Annotated in this window: 18 protein-coding genes; 13 read left to right on the forward strand and 5 right to left on the reverse strand. The window is 37.9% G+C overall.

The annotated features are described in order from the left end of the window. Positions 1 to 15: 15 nt before the first annotated feature. Positions 16 to 900, reverse strand: coding sequence for a LysR family transcriptional regulator (locus CD001_RS04660; protein ID WP_096186406.1), 885 nt, complete (start codon positions 898 to 900; stop codon positions 16 to 18). 63 nt (positions 901 to 963) lie between these two features. Between CD001_RS04660 and CD001_RS04665 the strand changes: the two genes are divergently transcribed. From CD001_RS04665 to CD001_RS04675, 3 genes are all read left to right on the forward strand, one after another. After that, positions 964 to 2,178, forward strand: coding sequence for an MFS transporter (locus tag CD001_RS04665; RefSeq protein ID WP_096186407.1), 1,215 nt, complete (start codon positions 964 to 966; stop codon positions 2,176 to 2,178). A 453-nt stretch (positions 2,179 to 2,631) separates the two neighbouring features. Next, positions 2,632 to 3,522, forward strand: coding sequence for a Vgb family protein (locus CD001_RS04670; RefSeq protein WP_096190487.1), 891 nt, complete (start codon positions 2,632 to 2,634; stop codon positions 3,520 to 3,522). Positions 3,523 to 3,541: 19 nt separating this feature from the next. Continuing rightward, complete coding sequence (locus tag CD001_RS04675) at positions 3,542 to 4,180, forward strand: Vat family streptogramin A O-acetyltransferase (protein WP_096186408.1); 639 nt, start codon at positions 3,542 to 3,544, stop codon at positions 4,178 to 4,180. A gap of 221 nt (positions 4,181 to 4,401) precedes the next feature. On the opposite strand, the gene CD001_RS04680 is transcribed toward CD001_RS04675, so the two are convergent. Both CD001_RS04680 and CD001_RS04685 read right to left on the reverse strand, forming a co-directional pair. After that, a complete protein-coding gene (locus tag CD001_RS04680) occupies positions 4,402 to 4,734 on the reverse strand; it encodes a DMT family transporter (protein WP_096186409.1) in 333 nt (110 codons plus the stop codon). A gap of 38 nt (positions 4,735 to 4,772) precedes the next feature. Further along, on the reverse strand, positions 4,773 to 5,093 hold the full coding sequence (locus CD001_RS04685; protein ID WP_096186410.1) for a DMT family transporter: 321 nt from the start codon (positions 5,091 to 5,093) through the stop codon (positions 4,773 to 4,775). A 119-nt stretch (positions 5,094 to 5,212) separates the two neighbouring features. On the opposite strand from CD001_RS04685, the gene CD001_RS04690 reads away from it, so the two are divergent. From CD001_RS04690 to CD001_RS04735, 10 genes are all read left to right on the forward strand, one after another. Then, positions 5,213 to 6,064 (forward strand): LysR family transcriptional regulator, encoded by an 852-nt coding sequence (locus tag CD001_RS04690; RefSeq protein ID WP_096190488.1) that lies wholly within the window; start codon positions 5,213 to 5,215, stop codon positions 6,062 to 6,064. An 877-nt stretch (positions 6,065 to 6,941) separates the two neighbouring features. Then, entirely contained in the window at positions 6,942 to 7,298 is a 357-nt protein-coding gene (locus tag CD001_RS04695) for a VOC family protein (RefSeq protein WP_096190489.1), read from the forward strand. 130 nt (positions 7,299 to 7,428) lie between these two features. After that, complete coding sequence (locus tag CD001_RS04700) at positions 7,429 to 8,088, forward strand: TetR/AcrR family transcriptional regulator (RefSeq protein ID WP_096186411.1); 660 nt, start codon at positions 7,429 to 7,431, stop codon at positions 8,086 to 8,088. After that, on the forward strand, positions 8,085 to 8,819 hold the full coding sequence (locus tag CD001_RS04705; RefSeq protein WP_096186412.1) for an ATP-binding cassette domain-containing protein: 735 nt from the start codon (positions 8,085 to 8,087) through the stop codon (positions 8,817 to 8,819). The genes CD001_RS04700 and CD001_RS04705 overlap by 4 nt, the downstream gene beginning before the upstream one ends. Continuing rightward, complete coding sequence (locus CD001_RS04710; RefSeq protein ID WP_096186413.1) at positions 8,816 to 9,526, forward strand: ABC transporter permease; 711 nt, start codon at positions 8,816 to 8,818, stop codon at positions 9,524 to 9,526. The genes CD001_RS04705 and CD001_RS04710 overlap by 4 nt, the downstream gene beginning before the upstream one ends. A 1-nt stretch (position 9,527) precedes the next feature. Further along, positions 9,528 to 9,755 (forward strand): hypothetical protein, encoded by a 228-nt coding sequence (locus CD001_RS04715; RefSeq protein ID WP_096186414.1) that lies wholly within the window; start codon positions 9,528 to 9,530, stop codon positions 9,753 to 9,755. Positions 9,756 to 9,960: 205 nt separating this feature from the next. Next, on the forward strand, positions 9,961 to 10,608 hold the full coding sequence (locus tag CD001_RS04720) for a hypothetical protein (RefSeq protein ID WP_096186415.1): 648 nt from the start codon (positions 9,961 to 9,963) through the stop codon (positions 10,606 to 10,608). 5 nt (positions 10,609 to 10,613) lie between these two features. Beyond that, positions 10,614 to 11,327, forward strand: a complete 714-nt coding sequence (locus CD001_RS04725; protein WP_096186416.1) for an ABC transporter ATP-binding protein — start codon at positions 10,614 to 10,616, stop codon at positions 11,325 to 11,327. Beyond that, positions 11,287 to 13,770, forward strand: a complete 2,484-nt coding sequence (locus tag CD001_RS04730) for an ABC transporter permease (protein ID WP_096186417.1) — start codon at positions 11,287 to 11,289, stop codon at positions 13,768 to 13,770. The genes CD001_RS04725 and CD001_RS04730 overlap by 41 nt, the downstream gene beginning before the upstream one ends. Before the next feature lie 12 nt (positions 13,771 to 13,782). Then, the gene (locus tag CD001_RS04735; RefSeq protein WP_096186418.1) at positions 13,783 to 14,280 is read left to right on the forward strand and encodes a PadR family transcriptional regulator; all 498 of its coding nucleotides are present in this window, start codon (positions 13,783 to 13,785) and stop codon (positions 14,278 to 14,280) included. A gap of 190 nt (positions 14,281 to 14,470) precedes the next feature. Here the strand turns inward: CD001_RS04735 and CD001_RS04740 are convergent, their stop codons facing one another. Together CD001_RS04740 and CD001_RS04745 are read right to left on the reverse strand one after the other, a co-directional pair. Then, positions 14,471 to 16,144, reverse strand: a complete 1,674-nt coding sequence (locus tag CD001_RS04740; RefSeq protein WP_096186419.1) for a GMC family oxidoreductase — start codon at positions 16,142 to 16,144, stop codon at positions 14,471 to 14,473. Continuing rightward, entirely contained in the window at positions 16,141 to 16,713 is a 573-nt protein-coding gene (locus tag CD001_RS04745) for a gluconate 2-dehydrogenase subunit 3 family protein (RefSeq protein ID WP_096186420.1), read from the reverse strand. Before CD001_RS04745 ends, CD001_RS04740 begins: the two co-directional genes overlap by 4 nt. Positions 16,714 to 17,201: the final 488 nt, after the last annotated feature.

Here is a 17,201-nt window from a genome sequence, read left to right on the forward strand (position 1 = left end):
AAAGAGGTTTGATATCTATTGTATATTAGTATCATTGAAAACATCTTTGGCTACCGTGAGAAACTCTTTTACAGCCGGAGAGGCCTCAGAGATTGAAGGGCAGGCTAGTGAAACGTTACGAGAATGTGTTAAATTCAGCTTTCCTATTTTAATGTTTTGCTGTGTTTTCAAAAATAACTCTGGACCAATGGTTATTCCGAGACCTTCCTGTACCATATTAGCAATGGTATTACAGTCATGCACTTCAAAACGAACAGTTGGTTTCATTTGTGCTTCTTCAAATAAATCCTCTACATGAGATTGATACATCCCTGTTGGCATAATAAAGGGCTCCGCCTCTAAGTCTCGCATATTTATTGTTTCTCTGTGGAGAAATTGATGTTCAGGGTGAAAAGCTACGACCATGTTGTCTTTTATGAGAGGAACAAAATCCAAATCTGGATATGACATCCCTTGCACGACAAACCCAATGTCAATAATTCCTGTGTTTAACCATTCGGTAATCTCTTCATATGTCCCTTCGTAAAACTTAAATTCTATTTTAGGATGCTTTTTCTGAAACTTTGAAAGTATTTTTGGTAATAAGCAGGACGATGCGCTTGCAAAGGTACCAATTCGAATGGTTCCTGTTTCTAAGTTTGATGCTAGCGCTACTTCCTGATTTATTTTTTCTATTCGATTTAATATTTCCCTCATATGCAGAATCGTCCTTTGCCCTACTTCAGTTAGTGTTATCCCTTTTTTACGATCACGAATTAATAACGTTACTCCCCATTCTGATTCCAGGCTAGAAATGGCATGGCTTACGGCTGATTGCGTCATATTTAGTTTTTCAGCAGCTTTTGTAAAGCTTCCTAGTTCAACAACTTTCGTTATTATCTCAAAGCGAACGATGCTCATGAGTAAAAGCTCATCTCCCTCATTAAATATATCAATTTTACTTATGTTACCACGGAGTTTAAAATGAAAGCAACTTGGAGGGAGTTGGAGAAATTGAAGGAGAGAATCAATCAATTAACTATATTTTTGTTAGCTTTAGGAGCATTTGCTACAGGTACGGCAGAGTTTGTTATTTCTGGAATATTAGAGATTATATCTTATGATTTTAATGTAACGGTATCATTAGCAGGTCAATTAATCACCGTATATTCTTTATCTTACGCCGCAGGAGCACTAATACTTGTGCTATTAACTGCAAAGTTTGAGCGTAAAAAAGTATTATTATATTCCATCCTTACATTTATATTAGGAAATCTTATAGCATTTTTTAGTTACAGTTATAGTTTGCTAATGTTATCGCGAATCGTCATGGCTATGAGCGGTGGATTATTTATTGTAGTTGCAACGAATTATGCTGCTCAAATTTCTACTCCTGAAAAACGTGGAAGTGCTATCGCAACAGTTATTACTGGTTTTACTGTTTCGTTAGTTCTTGGAGTACCTATAGGAACATTTTTAGCGGCTTATGTAGATTGGCGGTATATTTTTTTAATCATTGCTTTTGTTACAGTACTCATTTTATTTTTGCTTTACAAATTGTTACCTAGTATAAAAGGAAATGCGCCACAACCTTTTAAACAACAGATACAGGTTATGAAAGATAAACGTCTAATTGCAGGGCTAACAACGACTATATTATGGATTCTTGGATATACGATGGTATTTGCTTATATTTCACCGTTGTTAAGTACATCTGCTGATTTGTCAATAGAAATGATTAGTGTAGTATTATTCGTATTAGGCACTTTTGCTTTTATGGGTTCACGTTTTGGTGGGTTTGCTGTGGACAAATGGGGGCCAAATCGAACTATATCAATCAGTTTATTCGTTCATGCAGTTGCCTTATTTGCTTTGACCTTTACAATGGGTTCAACAACAGGAGTATTTATCACGATTATGGTTTGGGGAGCAGCAACTTGGACAACAACACCAGCAAAGCAATTCTATCTTATATCGTTGAAGCCAAATGCCTCAGAAACGATATTAAGCTTTAATACGGCATTGATGAATATTGGAATGACCTTAGGTGCAGCTTTAGGAGGTATAATCATACAATATACGACGGTTTTAAATTTAAGTTGGATTAGTGGGTTGTTCGTATTGCTCGCATTAATTTCTATCTTTTATTCATTTCACTTAAATGAAGTGTACAGAAAACGTGAGAAAGTAATTGCATAAAGCAGCTATGATGATATGAAAAAATAATTAACGATGAGTTTAGTTAAATGACAGTGGAAGCACTAATTAAATTAAGGCGTATCCCAATCCTACAAAAAGAAATACTTGTATGAATTTAACAAATATAGTTGATTATTATAAGAAGGTCATATAAATTGTAACTAATAAATGCGGAAGGGTGAAAGCGTACATGATTCAATAATCCTTACTTTAAGAGAAATCGATAATATTATTTTTAAATTCAGAATGGGCTGTATGTCAATCTGGACCCAAAAATGATTATATCGATTGTCTTTCTGGGATAGGATTATTGTATGTACGTTATATGAGACTTAAAAATGGCTTGAAGACAAGTTTGTTTTAAGGCTTAATAATGGACTACATAACCTCCTATCTCAGAAATTGAGCGTAGGAGTTTTTTGCGTGCCAAAAATTATAATTGGAGGGATGAAGATGAACGTTGAATTAAAAGAATTTGTTTTAACAACACCTGATTCAGGACCGTATGGGATCGCTGTAGCACAAGATGGAAAGGTATGGTTTACGCAACATAAAGCAAATAAAATTAGCTGTTTGGATAAGAATGGTGAGACTCAAGAATTTACAGTTCCTACAAATGATGCTGAAGTGATGTGCTTAATTGTATCTTCCAGTGGTGACATATGGTTTACAGAGTATGGAGCCAATAAAATAGGAAAGCTCACAACATCAGGTGTTTTTACAGAATACCCACTGCCACATAAGGACTCTGCTCCTTATGGCATAACGGAAGATTTTAATGGTGATTTATGGTTTACGCAATTAAAAGGAGACCGTATAGGAAGATTAACAAGTGGCGGTGATATTTATGAGTATGACCTTCCAACTAAAGGTTCCTTTCCTTCAGTAATTACGTTAGGTTCAGATCATGCACTTTGGTTCACAGAAAATCAAAATAATATGATTGGCAGAATGACTGTTACGGGAGAATTGACGGAATACCCTCTACCTACAGAAGCAGGGGGCCCTGTAGGTATTACTAGTGGTAACGATGGAGCGCTCTGGTTTGTCGAGATTGCGGGAAATAAAATAGGCCGTATTACAACTACTGGGGAAATCAGCGAATATACGATTCCAACTCCTAATGCACGCCCACACGCTATCATCGCAGGGAAAGACCAAGAGGTATGGTTTACTGAATGGGAGGCAAATCAAATAGGCAGAGTTACAAGTGATCGATCGATTGTTGAATATCAAATTCAAACAAAAAATGCAGAGCCTCATGGCATAGCGTATGATAACGATCATTCAGTATGGTTCGCATTACAGTGTAACAAAATTGGCAAGCTTAAATTGAAAAAATAAATTGAGAGGAGCTTTGTTTATGAAATCACAAAACCACCTAGGACCTAACCCAGACACTGTACATCCTATAAAAGGCAATAAACATGTTCAGTTTATTAAACCCTCTATTACAAAGTCCAATATAATCGTAGGAGATTATTCTTACTATGATAGTCAAGATGGTGAATCGTTTGAAGAGCAAGTACTTTATCATTACGAAGCAATAGGAGATAAATTAATCATAGGAATGTTTTGTTCAATCGGACCAGGTACTACATTTATCATGAATGGAGCAAATCATCGAATGGACGGTTCAACATACCCTTTCAACCTTTTCGGAAACGGTTGGGAGAGATATACCCCTACACTAGAAGAGCTACCTTACAAAGGTAATACAGAGGTAGGGAACGACGTTTGGATTGGTAAGGATGTAACAATTATGCCTGGAATACGAATAGGAGACGGAGCGATTATTGCGGCAAAATCGGTTGTAGTGAAGGATGTAGAACCTTATACAGTAGTAGGGGGAAATCCTTCACATTTTATTAAGAAAAGGTTTACTGAAGAGAAGATTAACGACCTCATAAAAATACAGTGGTGGGATTGGGACATTGAGCTCATAAATGAACATATTCATTCGATATTAAATGGGGATGTAGAGAAGCTAAAACGAATTTGATGAAGAAAGACTGAATGGTATGGTAGGACAAATTTTTTAAGAAGGGGGGACTCAAAATATTTATTTGAGACACCCTCCTCTTTTTGAAGTGTAACCTATCCAGCTTTTATAGTTAAGCTATGAAACTGTATCTATAAACTTTGAATTGCTACAAACCTTCTTACATTTAAATACTAAAAGTAAATCCGAAATGATAAAGATAAATGCTAGAGAAGTAGATATTAAACATTTTTTGCCTCCCCCGCAAGCTGAACACATGCAAGTCCAATAATGATGATCATAATCCCTCCGATCTGAATAGTTGTTAGTGCATCACCAAGCAATGTAGCTCCTAAGAGCGCTACAGTCAGTACACCAACACCAGACCATATTGCATAACCAATACCAATATTCATTCCATGTTTCAGGCTAAGTGAAAAAACAAAGTATGAACTCACTGCGAATAAGACTGATATTGTGGTTGGTAATGGTGCCGTAAATCCTTCCGAATAACGAGTCGCTATTGCTGCTGTTATTTCTAAGAAAATAGCTGTTAAGAGATATAAAAATGCCATACTTAATCTCCCCTTGTCTCGTAGTAAAAAGTAATTCCTCAAACTGCACCAATCTCTAACACAGCAACTCCTGATATGATCAGAGCAACTCCCATTACTTGCACTTTAGTAAGTGATTCTTTAAAAAAAATGAAGCCAAAAATGGCAATGGATATTACTCCTACACCAGACCATATAGCGTAGCCCATACCGATGTTTAACCCGTATTGGAGACTGACAGCAAAGAAAAAATAAGAAGCAATGATTACGATGATGGTTACGATACTCGGAACAACTTTTTTAAACCCGTCTGAGTACCGGCTTGTGATTGCGCCGGTCACTTCAGCTAAAATTGTTAATGCTAAAAAAAGATAAGCCAAATGAATGACCTCCTTTATGTGTTGTATACCTTTAGTATAAGGAGGTAATGGTATCATGTATAATGATTGTTAGTGATGATAACATCAATTTAAATGATGTTAATAAGGAGTGTGGAAACATGGAATTAAGTGACTTAAGAGTATTTCAAGCGATTGCCGAAGAATCGAGTATATCAGGAGCGGCAAAGCGGTTGGATTATGTTCAGTCGAATGTAACTGCGAGGTTACGTAAGTTAGAAGATGAGTTAGGTGTTCTTCTGTTTCATAGAAATGTAAAAGGGATAACGATTACAGATAAAGGTGCTCTATTTAGACAATATGCAGATTCAATCCTGCAAATGGCAGATGAAGCCGTTACAGCTTTACAAGATCACGATAAACATGTTGGAACCCTACGAATAGGTGTAGTAGAAACGGTTACTTGCGGGAATTTTATGAATCTCATATCTACTTACCAAACAAAGTATGAACAAGTATCGCTTCGCTTAGAAACGGGAACCCCTTTAGAGTTAATGGAGAAAGTGAAGAACTATGAATTAGACGCAGCTTTTGTAACGGAGAATCTATCATCAACGAACTTTGTCCTTGATTACGTTCAAACGGATGAGATTGTTCTTATATCTAAAGGAGAATTGAAGGTGCCCTCATTATCAGAGCAAAGATGGGCAATCTCTCCGGAAGGATGCCCCTTTAGAAAAAAGTTAGAACAGTGGTTTCAAGATGAAGGGATTACCTTGAAAGAATGCATTGAAATTAGCTCACTTGAAACGATTTTAAGCAGTGTAAAGGAAGGAATTGCATCAACGATTCTTCCGAAGTCTGTATTAACAGGTTCTTATGAACAATTACATGTCACGCCGATTCCTCCTCCTTTTCAACTCATTGAAACTGGCTTAATCAGGAGAAAAGAAAAGTATGTAAGCCATGCGTATAAAGCTTTTGCAGAGCTCGTTAAGGAGCAAGGGCTGTAATGATAGGAAAATAAAACTTATAGTGAAGAGTGATGTTTGCCTATTCTCACTTCATAAACTTCCCCCAACTTAGAAAAATGGATGGGATTAATGGAGAATAACCATTTCATTATATTCTTTGTAAACCACAGGCTCTGCCTGTGTGAAAATAAACCTTTAAGGGTTGTATTCGTGTGAGCTCTTAAAAGTAAGAATAGTTGGAAGGTATACTGCTTGCTTTCCACGGACGAACGGTTGAGCTACTTCGATCAAGCTCGAAGGGATCTCAACTCGTCCGTTTTTCCGTAGGAGTCGCGCAGTACCTTCCACCTTTTGATGACAACTTTATTTGCGTTATGTCATTTATTATCTTAAATGATGGATACGAAATGAACATAAGTTTCTTTGATAACAAAAGCCCTTTAATGAGATAAAATGAGCTGAGATACAACTTCCCCCAACTCGTTTTTTCTATGTATGCTATTAGAATGGTATTTAAATGTCATCATTTACTCGAAAGAGTGCCAGGCGGTGACTCAGGCGGGAAAAGCAATCGTCGAAAATCCCCTAGGTGCACACAGTGTGACACCTAGGAAGTTGAGGCATTGCCCGCTGAAAGCGTCCGCCTATAGCGATTTCGAATTCTATATGATTATGAAAAGGGATATCCTCAAAAAACTTTTGACACGGACCAAATTAAATAAGGTCCCTTAAGGGACTCTGGTGGTAAAGTGCCCTTATAGGGCGAAATTAAAACCGCCCGTTTTACGGGCGGATACTTATTAAATTAGAAAGTATAGACTAAAAAACAGCAATCTATAAGAAACGAAATCATGTGTAACGGTGGTAAGATGACAGAGTCTAGACAATAAATGCTAGGGAGGTCATCAATGTGGAAATGAAAAAGGCAGAATTCACGGGTGGAAGTAACATTGCCCTAAAAATACCAAAGTTCAAGTATGAAGAAACGGTGCATTTTTATAGAGATGTTTTGAAGCTTCCATATTTAGGCTTTATATCTGAATCTCATGCATTTCAGTTTGGAGACACTACGCTGTGGCTCGATTGTATGGAAAATTACTCCCAACAAGATGTATGGCTGGAAATTCAGACAAACCAAGTCCAAGCAGTAGCAGATTATTTACGTGAAAACGACATTCATCGAAGAGACGAAGTAGAGGTGCACGAAAATTCAGATGGTTATTGGATTTCAGATCCATGCGGCACGATCCTTAGAGTAAATCAACGAAAATAGTAGTCTATTGATAAGTAGGAATGATCTGAAGGGGTGTATATTGACGCCCCTATTTAAATAAGTTTGACAATAAATGGTTAATATGTGATGATATACATACCGAACGTTCGGTATGTATAGGAGGTACAAAATGACAAGACGATATCATTCAGAGGAAACAAAAGAAAAGATTATTGCTGTTTCAACTCGGCTATTTATCGAAAAAGGTTTTGAGAAAACGAGTATAAAAGACATTTGTGATGCTCTAGGAATGTCAAAAGGGGCAATCTATCATCACTTTAAGTCGAAAAAGGAGATTATAGAGGCTGTCAGAGAAAATAAAAGCAATCATATTGAAGAAACCGTAGAACATTGGCTGAATGGATTTGAAGCCAAAACGGCAAAAGAAAAATTAACACTTCTTTTAGAAAAGGACATAGCAGATCAAGAAGCACATTCACTTGATAAAGCTTTTAGTACGCAAATAAAAAGCCCTGACTTTATTGTGTCAACGATGAAAGATTCCGTTCAAAAGAGTGCGCCTGTATTTGCAAATATTTTAAAGGAAGGTAATAAGGATGGATCGATTGCAACGGACTACCCAGATGAGTTTGCTGAAGTCTTCTTTTTATTACTTAATATTTGGTGTGATCCGGTAATCTTCGAATGCGATGACGATCAATTGCATCGACGGCTGCAATTTTTGCAATCTATGACGAAAAAGATGGGGGCAGATATTATCAATGACCAAACCTTAGAAAAAGCAGAAAAACTGTTGCAAAACCTTTATTCAAATGGTGATCAAGCATGAGTCTTAATCAAACGGTTGTAAATGTTGAAAACTTGACCAAAACGTTTCATAAACAGGAGGTTATTACATCTTGTTATATGTCCGTAGAAAAAAACTCTATTTATGGTTTCTTAGGAGCAAACGGTGCAGGAAAAACAACGATTTTCAAAATGTTAACCGGATTACTCTCACCGACGACTGGCAAAATAGAAGTGCTAGGAATAAATGTTCGTAAACAGAGAGAAAAGATACTGCGAAACATTGGCAGTATGATTGAAAGCCCTATTTTTTATGAGCATTTGTCCGCAGAGGCAAATTTATACATTCATTTATCTTATATGGGGTGTAAAGATGGAGATATCCCTTTTGTACTTGAAAAAGTCGGATTGAACCATACAGACAATCAACCCGTTTCTCAATTTTCAGTTGGGATGCGTCAGCGTTTAGGTATAGCGAGGGCAATCGTACACAAACCGAAGCTTTTAATATTGGATGAGCCAATTAATGGATTAGACCCTATGGGGATCCGTGATATGAGAAAGTTGTTTCCATTTCTCGTAAATAACTATGATATGACGATTTTATTATCGAGCCATATCTTAAGTGAAATTGAGCATATAGCGGATACTATTGGAGTAATAGCTAGTGGAACTATGGTAGAAGAGGTAAACGTTAACTCGATCAAAGTAAATCACCCTAATGGATTAGAGGATTATTTCTTTCATGTGTTAAATCAGGAGGTGAATATATGATCGATTTAATGAAACTTGAAATCAAAAGAAATAAATTGAAAACCTTTACTTTGGCTAGTACCTTTATTTCAATTGCAATGTTAGGTTTCATGTATTTATTTGCGTATGCCCCACAACTAGAACCAAATGACCCTGATTTAATGATTTTTGCTGGATATAACAACCTTGTCACATTATATGGAGTCGTGAATATGACAGCTTTTTGTACACTTTCGTCTGTCATGTATTCACGTTTTATTATTGATGAATATTCAGGGAATCGTTTAACTTTACTCTTTTCTTACCCTGTCAATCGCAAAAAAATATTACTAGTCAAATTATCTTTTGTGTTTATCTTCACCTCCCTAGCAATGACCGTATGTAACCTCATCGTCTTTTCGATATTCGGGATCACGGAATACATCTATCCTTTAGTAAATGAAACAATAAATGTGAAGTATATGCAAGATGCAGTAGTAACTACTATTTTTATGGCGATTTTAGCAGGGTCAATTAGCATCATTGCGACGGGGGTAGGATTTATTAACAAATCAATTCCAACTGTTTTAATATCTGCCATTGCTCTGTCATCAATTGCCTGCAATATTGTTTTTAGTTCATTAGCAAATCAATCATTAATCATGATCACTGTGGTGATTACAGTCATTGCTGCAATTGTCATTACTTTGATACTGATGTGTAAAGTTGATCATATGGAGGTCGAATAACATGGAAGAAGGAATAGAGCGAATCATTGATCAGACACTAGCAAATATAGATCAACAACTTTATATATTGAGTGCAGTAGCAGGAGTCCTCCTTTTCTTTATAGGTCTTTACTTAGTCATCCGAAAGTCTAAAAACAATAAACAAGGGATGAAGATCCTTGGGCAAGTGTGTCTAGGCATTGGGATTCTAGCATTTTTTAGCGGGGTTATTCAAATTTTGATTCAGTAAGAGTTGAGACTTGCTGATCACAAAGAAACCATGATCGATGATGGTTTCTTTTTATTTTCCAAAAATACTAGTTTGAGAGAACAAGCCGATATTGAACCGGAAGCATGAGTGTGTCCTTTTATTTAGAAAAAAATGGTTGATTTATATACTGAGTAACTATATACTCAGTATATAAATCACTGTATATAAAAGAGGCTGATATGAAATGATGGATCTAATTGTCGAGTTTCAATGGGAAATCTTTATTGCGGCAGAGGTATTGTCGATGGTTTGCCTGCTTTTATTTGGAGCAGTGCGTTACCTTTTAGGCAAACGATCGTTAAGCATGTGGTTTCTCGTTTTATTTATTGTGTTGCTCGTCATTGAAGCAGCTTTAGCAATGCTCATTTATCAGGAAACAGGAGAAATCTCAAGGTTTCAGATCGTTGTCACGATTTTTGTTCTTTATGCTTGTACATTTGGAATTTTTGACTTTATAAAGCTTGACCGATGGATGCGCCGTAAAATTGGTGAATGGCGCGGGGTACAATTACTCTCAGATAAAGATATAAGGGTCATGAATATGCAGAAGGACCCAAGGTATGTCGCGAAAAAATATCGCTATAGTTCCATTGCTCATCTTATCGTATTCCTGGCCGTCCAGGCAGGTTTCTGGATTTACAGCACGAGCGATACGGATCAAATTATGCGCTATTTGACAGACCTTTCCTGGGTCGGGACAGAAAATGTAACAGAAACGCCTTATGCAAACGAAACCTTGTACCAAATATCAATGGTTTGGGGCATCGTGTTTATTATTGATTTTATTTGGTCATGGTCTTATACGATTTTTCCTGAAAGTAAGAAAGGATGATAGACATGATTGAAACGGTTGGGCTAAAAAAGGAATTTAAAACTAGCAGAGAAATCGTACCTGTGTTAAAAGGAGTTGATTTCTCTGTCGATCAAGGGGAATTTGTTGCGATTATCGGCCCGAGCGGGTCTGGAAAAAGTACACTTCTTCAATTACTTAGCGGTTTAGACACCCCGACTAAAGGGGCGATCAAATTGAATGGAACGGAATTACATACAAAAACGGAGAAGCAACGAACGATTTTAAGGCGACAGAAAATAGGCTTTGTATTTCAAAATTATCAGCTATTACCTACATTGAATGTTTATGAAAATATTGTTTTCCCTTTGCATGCTGATGGAAGAAAGGCAGATGAAAAGGACATTCAGCAGGTCTTGGATTCTGTTGATTTAAAAGGCTATGACAAACGTTTTCCACATGAACTTAGTGGAGGACAGCAACAACGAGTGGCCATCGCAAGAGCGTTAATTCACAATCCGACGATTTTGCTTGCGGATGAGCCGACGGGAAACTTGGATAGGGAACGAGCTAGTGATATTTTAGATTTATTATCGAAATTCCATTATGAAAGACAACAAACAATTATTATGGTGACACACGATATGTTTGCTGCAGGTTACGCCGATCGCATCGTTTTGTTTAAAGACGGGGTGATTGAAACAGAGGTCCAAAGGGAGGATGATGACTATGCTGCTTTCCTTTCTCGTTTCATGGCGTAATGTAACACGTCATAAAAAGCGTTTTCTATTTACAATCTTAGCTGTTGTACTAGGTGTCACGGTCATGACAGGAATGATGATTGTTAAAGGGACAACAGCGAGTACAATGGAAAATCAGGAACAGTTATACGCCGGGAGTGCGGACTTCTGGATCCAAGGGAATGAATACTTTTTCCCGATGAGTGAAATCGAATCCTTTTCCGAGCGAGATGAAGTGGAAAAAGGGGTTGCCTCTCTATTAAAGCAAGGGTTTGTTGAAACGGGTAATGAAACTTTTGACCAAGCTTCTGTAAGGCTAACAGGTGTATCTAGTTTTAACAATGGCTTAATTGAACTGCCTGTAAAAGAGGGAGATGTCACAAAAGAAGGGTTAATTATTACTGAAAATGCTGCAAACCTTTGGGAAAAAGGTGTAGGTGATTCGTTATCCTTTACGAATATGGGCAGTATGGAGATTACGGCTATTGTCTATGAAGGGGCTATGTTAAACAGCCCTAAAGCAATAGATGAAGCGTCGACCCGTCATGCGCGTGTCATGGTCCCACTCGATATTTTGCAATCATGGACAGGGATGGAAGGACAAATTACAAATTACCGATTTGAAACGAAGGCTGGTATTGATCAAAATGCGCTTCTTGAAAATTATCAAGCTGAGCTATCGGATTCCTCCTTATTTATTCAGCCAGTTGTTATAGACGGAAGGCAAAGTAATGATGTCGACGGTTTGTACTATACATTTGATTTAATCGCAATTATTTCGGTTTTTATAAGTGCGTTTATTGCATTTAATATGATCTATGCAAGCATTGTTGAACGGAAAAAGGAGTTTGCGGTAATGAAAAGCATCGGGTATACGAATCGAAATATTCATCGGCTCGTATTGAGAGAGATCGCAATTCTTTCAGTAATCGGAATAGTTGCTGGACTTCCGTTAGGTATTTTCTTAGGTGCTTTCATACAAGATATCATCATCTCAGCAGTAGCGACACAAAATGTTGCTTATGATTTGGAATTAGCACAACCTCTTGTCTTATCAGCGGCTGTCGGAATTGTTTTCCCTTTTCTTGCAGCAGCCTTCCCCGTTTATCAAGCGGGAAAAGTACCGATCATGGAGGCGATGGCAGAGAAACATGCTACCAATCAAGTTCGAAAAACAATAAGCACGTTACGAATTATTGCTGGGATCATCTGTACCGGAATCGGACTGATTGATCATTTATGGGCATTTTTATTATTATTTGTTGGGCTAGTTCTTTTATATCCATTGTGGATGCGTATCATTAAGATAATCATTAGTCCATTCATTAAGGTGGTATTTCATTATCCGGGAATACTGGCGATTCGTTCGACGAAACCATTTATGAATCGCAATGCTAATACTTCCGCAATGCTTGCTATTGGTGTTAGTTTAGCCTTATTTATGAGTGCATTGCTTGAATCACTTCCTGAAGGGATGGAGAACGATATTCGTTCAACGTTTGGCGGCGATATTCATGCTGTGAAAGAAACCCCGTGGACAGAAGCAGATTTAGAAGTCGTAGAAGCAATAGATGAGGTAGAAAATGTTTCTCGTTTTGCGAATGTCCCTACGATAACGTGGAAAACAGAGGATGACGAGTATCGGGAATTTTCGATGATGAGCTTCACAGGTGACCCAGAAGACGCAGAGATGTTTCGCATAACAGAAGAAACAGCAGAAGTAAACGAACGCCCACACCTTTATTTAGGAGAACGTGCACTGACAGAATGGGGAGGAAACGTTGGAGACATCCTTACATTAAATACACCATCTGGTCAGGTAGATTTCTTTGTTAAAGGGAAAGTACAGACTTCTCATTACACAGGTTATGTAGCGTTTGTCGATGATTCGGTACGCGAAAAGGTTTTTAATTGGCCTGAACAATTTCATCTTTCGATTTATGCCAATGATGAAGAAAGAAATATTCCCATTGTTTATGATCATCTTTCGGAAAGCTTTGGTGAAGTGTTATCAAGTGTTAACAGTGTAACATCAGATGTTGAGCAAGCGAAGAGTGCGATATCCGGTATGAATGAGCTTATTCAAGGCTTGCTCATTCTCATCGTTGCTTTATCAGCAATCGGCGTTAGCAATACGTTGTTCATGAATACGATTGAACGGGTTAAGGAAATTGGAACAATGCGAGCAATCGGTTTTACAAAAAGTCAGGTCAGACTTATGATAGTTGCAGAAGGTTTGCTCATTGGTGTTGCTGGTGTAATAGTAGGGACATTATATGGAATTCTTGTGATCTATTTGAATTCAAAATCCGAACAAGTAGAGGCGCTATTAAGCTTTACGGTTCCTTGGATCAGTCTATTCCTAGCAATTGCCAGCGGTATATTATTTTCAATTGTTGCATCATGGCTGCCTAGTGTTACAGCATCGCGTGTTCCAGTAAAGGATGCGATCAATTATGACTAAGTGGGGATTTCAATGTCTGTAAAACACTCGCTGCTTGCATTGTTATATGAAAAACCAAGACATGGATATGAACTAAAAACTGGTTTTGAAGAACTTGTTCAAGGAATGTGGCCGCTAAACGCAGGACAAGTTTATACGACGCTCGACAGACTGGAGCGGGATAAGCTGGTGGAATCACCAGGGCACGATCAGAAAGACCGTAAGCTATATACCATTACACAATCCGGTAAAGAAGAACTATGGAATTGGCTGGAAAAACCAGTTGGTCGCTCTTTACTAAAGGATGAGTTTTATTTTAAGTATTTATGTGCAAGTCATGTTGACTATGAGGAAAAGCAAAACATGATTAGACAGCAGAAACAAACGATGATGAAAGATATTCTACATCTGACCCAATTAAAAAAACAGATGAACCAATCTGGGAATCATACGATGAAGATGCTTGCTGAAGGAGCATTGCTTCATCTTGAAGCAGACATCAAGTGGTTGGAAATGATTGAAAAGGATTGAGTGTTCAAGTGAGAGATGCATGTTGACGTGCTTAATATTCAAAAACCTATGTTTTTATAAGTATCCTATGTTCATAAAAATAAGGGAGAGACCTTGAGATTTTCCCCCTGGAAACTCCCTTTTTAAAAATATAAGTAAAACTGATGATAGAAAGTTGTACAAACCATGAGTTGGAAAGGGCGTTTATCAGCTATAATAATTCACCATTATTAGCTTCATCTTTAATAAAATCAGCAACCCAATAGGCTAGAGCCCCTACGGTCTCGGCAGGATTATAGGCACCGATATTAGGGAATGCAGAGGATCCGACCACAAATAAGTTAGGGACTTCATGAGTTTGGCAGAATCGATTAACCACCGAATGATTAGGGTCCTCTCCCATACGTGTAGTGCCGCCAGCATGGCTATTTAATGCCCAAGGGTCTCCCAACTCACCACCCCAGGTTTCAATGGCTCCGCCTGCTTTTAACATTTTTTCTGCTTGAGAACGTAAAAAAGCCAATTGACGAGATGTTTGTGGATGCCAATCAAAGGTTACCCGAGGTACAGGGAGCCCTTGAGAATCTTTTACATTCGGGTCTAATTCCACGAATTTATCCTGTTGAGGTGGTTCAGTTGTGTAAATTCTAACGGTGTAATGGTGGGAATAGGCTTCTTCCATGAAATCACGGTAATCCTTCCCCCAATTTGGAATATCATCAGGAGTCGGAGCACCTGAAAACTCTATAGGCTGGCCAGCTAATCCGAATGGATCGGAACCTGTTAAGTTACCTCCCATCACAAAGTCTTCTCCCCATTCATCAGGATCAAAATTATCTTCTGCAAAACGATTTACTGCCCACCTTGGCGTAGGACCTAAGAAGGCGTTCATACGCTCTTTAAATAAACCTAACAGTTGGGAGATTCCCCGCATATAAAAATAACGTCCTACCTGATCATTGTTATTAGCAATTCCTTTTGGAAAGCTGCTAGATTTGGATAACAGCAGCAGCTGGGTCGATTCTAAATAGTTAGCAGCTACTATAACAAGACGTCCTTTAATATGATGAATATCCTGGTTTTTGTCAAAATACTTTACCCCTTCGGCTCTTCCATGTGAGTCTGTAGTGATTTCAAAAGCTCTACTGTGAAATCTTAATTCAAAATTACTATTTTTGCGTGCTTTCCGGAGTTCAGTTAACCCAACATCTCCTTTGGCTTCTACTACACAGCCGAAGCTTTGACAAAAACCACAATACCCACAGGCAAAGCGACCATCATAATCGATAGAATTAATAGCTCCAGGAACGGGAAATGGTTGATGGTTCAGTGATTTTGCAGCTTCAATAAAATGTCGTGTAGCATATCCTGGAACAGTCGGGGGCATGGGATATCCTTTTTGACGTGGGGGGTGATAAGGATCAAGACGATGGTCTCCGCTAATTCCAATACGCTCTTCAAATCGTTGATAAAAAGGTTCCAAATCAGAATAGGAAATCGGCCAGTCAATGAGTGCTCCGTTGTCTACTTGACCAAACACACTTTTCGCTTTGAATGTAGCCGGTTGAAACCGCCATGACTGCGCACCCCAATGCAGGTGATCACCGCCAGGTCCCCAGCCACTCCAGCCGGTAATGACTCTTTCGGTTTTGTTTTCTTTATCGGAACGCCACGTATAACGTGGTTCATCCTGTGGTCCCCATAAAACCTTATTTCTTATAGGGAATTTTAATTCGTCCATTGCGTACTGTTCAGATTTAATATCTGGTCCTCGTTCCAATGCAATTGTATGGAGGCCGTGATCTGACAATTCACGGGCCAATATGCCTCCAGCACAACCACTGCCAACGATAATGACATCTGCGTCAAAAGAATTCGTTTTCATTCAACACCATTCCCCTTGTCTTTCAAACTAGCGTACCTTTTAGGTTTCCATCCACGGCTAAGGTGGGTAATCGGGTGAAAGCGGGCACCGGGAAATCCGATTAATTTCCATCCTGCTTTATCTTTATTTCCGCCGTAAATGGGATCTGCGAACATTCCTTCCATTGTATGTTGACGAAGTGTTTCGAAAAATTCCGTTCCCTCAACCTGTTCCATGATGGACTGCCGATTTTTCCGGTTTAATTTTTTAAAAGAGGAGTTGTAATGTTTTTGGGATAGCACTTCTAATTTCTTGAGACCTTGTTTATAAGTAATGACGTCATTCTGATAGACATTACGTAAGGAGCGTAAAATGTAGATATTCACATTTGCCTTCTTGGCTCCTGGAAAAATTGTTTCTACTGCAGCACGCAAGGTTTTAACGAATCGCTTATTAAAATCCAAGTCTTTATCCCGTTTTTTATTTGCATACTTTAAGTTCTCCCATTCTTCTAAAGAGCAACACTTAATCGGTCTCCCATCTAATGGATGGGAACGTTCGTAAGCTTTGGACAAGCTTTTTGATTTCATAATTTAACAACCCTCCTGATCGATAGGTTATTATCCATATTATTAGAGGGGCTTCAAGTATATACGGAGAAAAGATTAATTAGCTGGCTAATAGGAAAGAAGCAGTAGAAAAATAGTAGATAAAAAAATTGAAAGTGATCAAAAAAAGGTTGTTGACAAGAAGATATATGATTAGTATAATTATCTCGAATTCGAGATAATATCATTTGAAAGTAAATAATCCAAAATTTTTTGAGTGAATGTCTCGAATTCGAGATGTTAGCAGGGTGCTACTGAGTTGATCAATATCAGTCAGACTCGTCCATGTTTTACCTTAACAAAAAACGGTAACAAATATTTTATGAAGCAATTAGAAGAACGAATATTTTTTTATAGTAATATCTCGATTTCGAGATAAATGTTCTGACAAGTATCTTGTTATTTTATTCGTTGCTTGACGATAGGGAAATTGACAAATATGGATTCGAGTTCACTACGACGAAACCCCA

The sequence above is a fragment of the Evansella halocellulosilytica genome (assembly GCF_002335745.1).
Classification (GTDB): Bacteria; Bacillota; Bacilli; order Bacillales; family Salisediminibacteriaceae; genus Bacillus_CA; species Bacillus_CA halocellulosilytica.

Excerpts from the sequence above, each read along its gene's own strand:
- CD001_RS04725 (WP_096186416.1), top strand. The coding sequence starts at position 10,614 with ATGATTGAAACGGTTGGGCTAAAAAAGGAATTTAAAACTAGCAGAGAA.
- CD001_RS04715 (WP_096186414.1), top strand. The coding sequence starts at position 9,528 with ATGGAAGAAGGAATAGAGCGAATCATTGATCAGACACTAGCAAATATA.
- CD001_RS04695 (WP_096190489.1), top strand. The coding sequence starts at position 6,942 with ATGAAAAAGGCAGAATTCACGGGTGGAAGTAACATTGCCCTAAAAATA.
- CD001_RS04730 (WP_096186417.1), top strand. The coding sequence starts at position 11,287 with ATGATGACTATGCTGCTTTCCTTTCTCGTTTCATGGCGTAATGTAACA.
- CD001_RS04700 (WP_096186411.1), top strand. The coding sequence starts at position 7,429 with ATGACAAGACGATATCATTCAGAGGAAACAAAAGAAAAGATTATTGCT.
- CD001_RS04720 (WP_096186415.1), top strand. The coding sequence starts at position 9,961 with ATGATGGATCTAATTGTCGAGTTTCAATGGGAAATCTTTATTGCGGCA.
- CD001_RS04745 (WP_096186420.1), bottom strand. The coding sequence starts at position 16,713 with ATGAAATCAAAAAGCTTGTCCAAAGCTTACGAACGTTCCCATCCATTA.
- CD001_RS04675 (WP_096186408.1), top strand. The coding sequence starts at position 3,542 with ATGAAATCACAAAACCACCTAGGACCTAACCCAGACACTGTACATCCT.
- CD001_RS04665 (WP_096186407.1), top strand. The coding sequence starts at position 964 with ATGAAAGCAACTTGGAGGGAGTTGGAGAAATTGAAGGAGAGAATCAAT.
- CD001_RS04740 (WP_096186419.1), bottom strand. The coding sequence starts at position 16,144 with ATGAAAACGAATTCTTTTGACGCAGATGTCATTATCGTTGGCAGTGGT.
- CD001_RS04690 (WP_096190488.1), top strand. The coding sequence starts at position 5,213 with ATGGAATTAAGTGACTTAAGAGTATTTCAAGCGATTGCCGAAGAATCG.
- CD001_RS04705 (WP_096186412.1), top strand. The coding sequence starts at position 8,085 with ATGAGTCTTAATCAAACGGTTGTAAATGTTGAAAACTTGACCAAAACG.
- CD001_RS04710 (WP_096186413.1), top strand. The coding sequence starts at position 8,816 with ATGATCGATTTAATGAAACTTGAAATCAAAAGAAATAAATTGAAAACC.
- CD001_RS04670 (WP_096190487.1), top strand. The coding sequence starts at position 2,632 with ATGAACGTTGAATTAAAAGAATTTGTTTTAACAACACCTGATTCAGGA.
- CD001_RS04680 (WP_096186409.1), bottom strand. The coding sequence starts at position 4,734 with ATGGCATTTTTATATCTCTTAACAGCTATTTTCTTAGAAATAACAGCA.
- CD001_RS04660 (WP_096186406.1), bottom strand. The coding sequence starts at position 900 with ATGAGCATCGTTCGCTTTGAGATAATAACGAAAGTTGTTGAACTAGGA.
- CD001_RS04735 (WP_096186418.1), top strand. The coding sequence starts at position 13,783 with ATGTCTGTAAAACACTCGCTGCTTGCATTGTTATATGAAAAACCAAGA.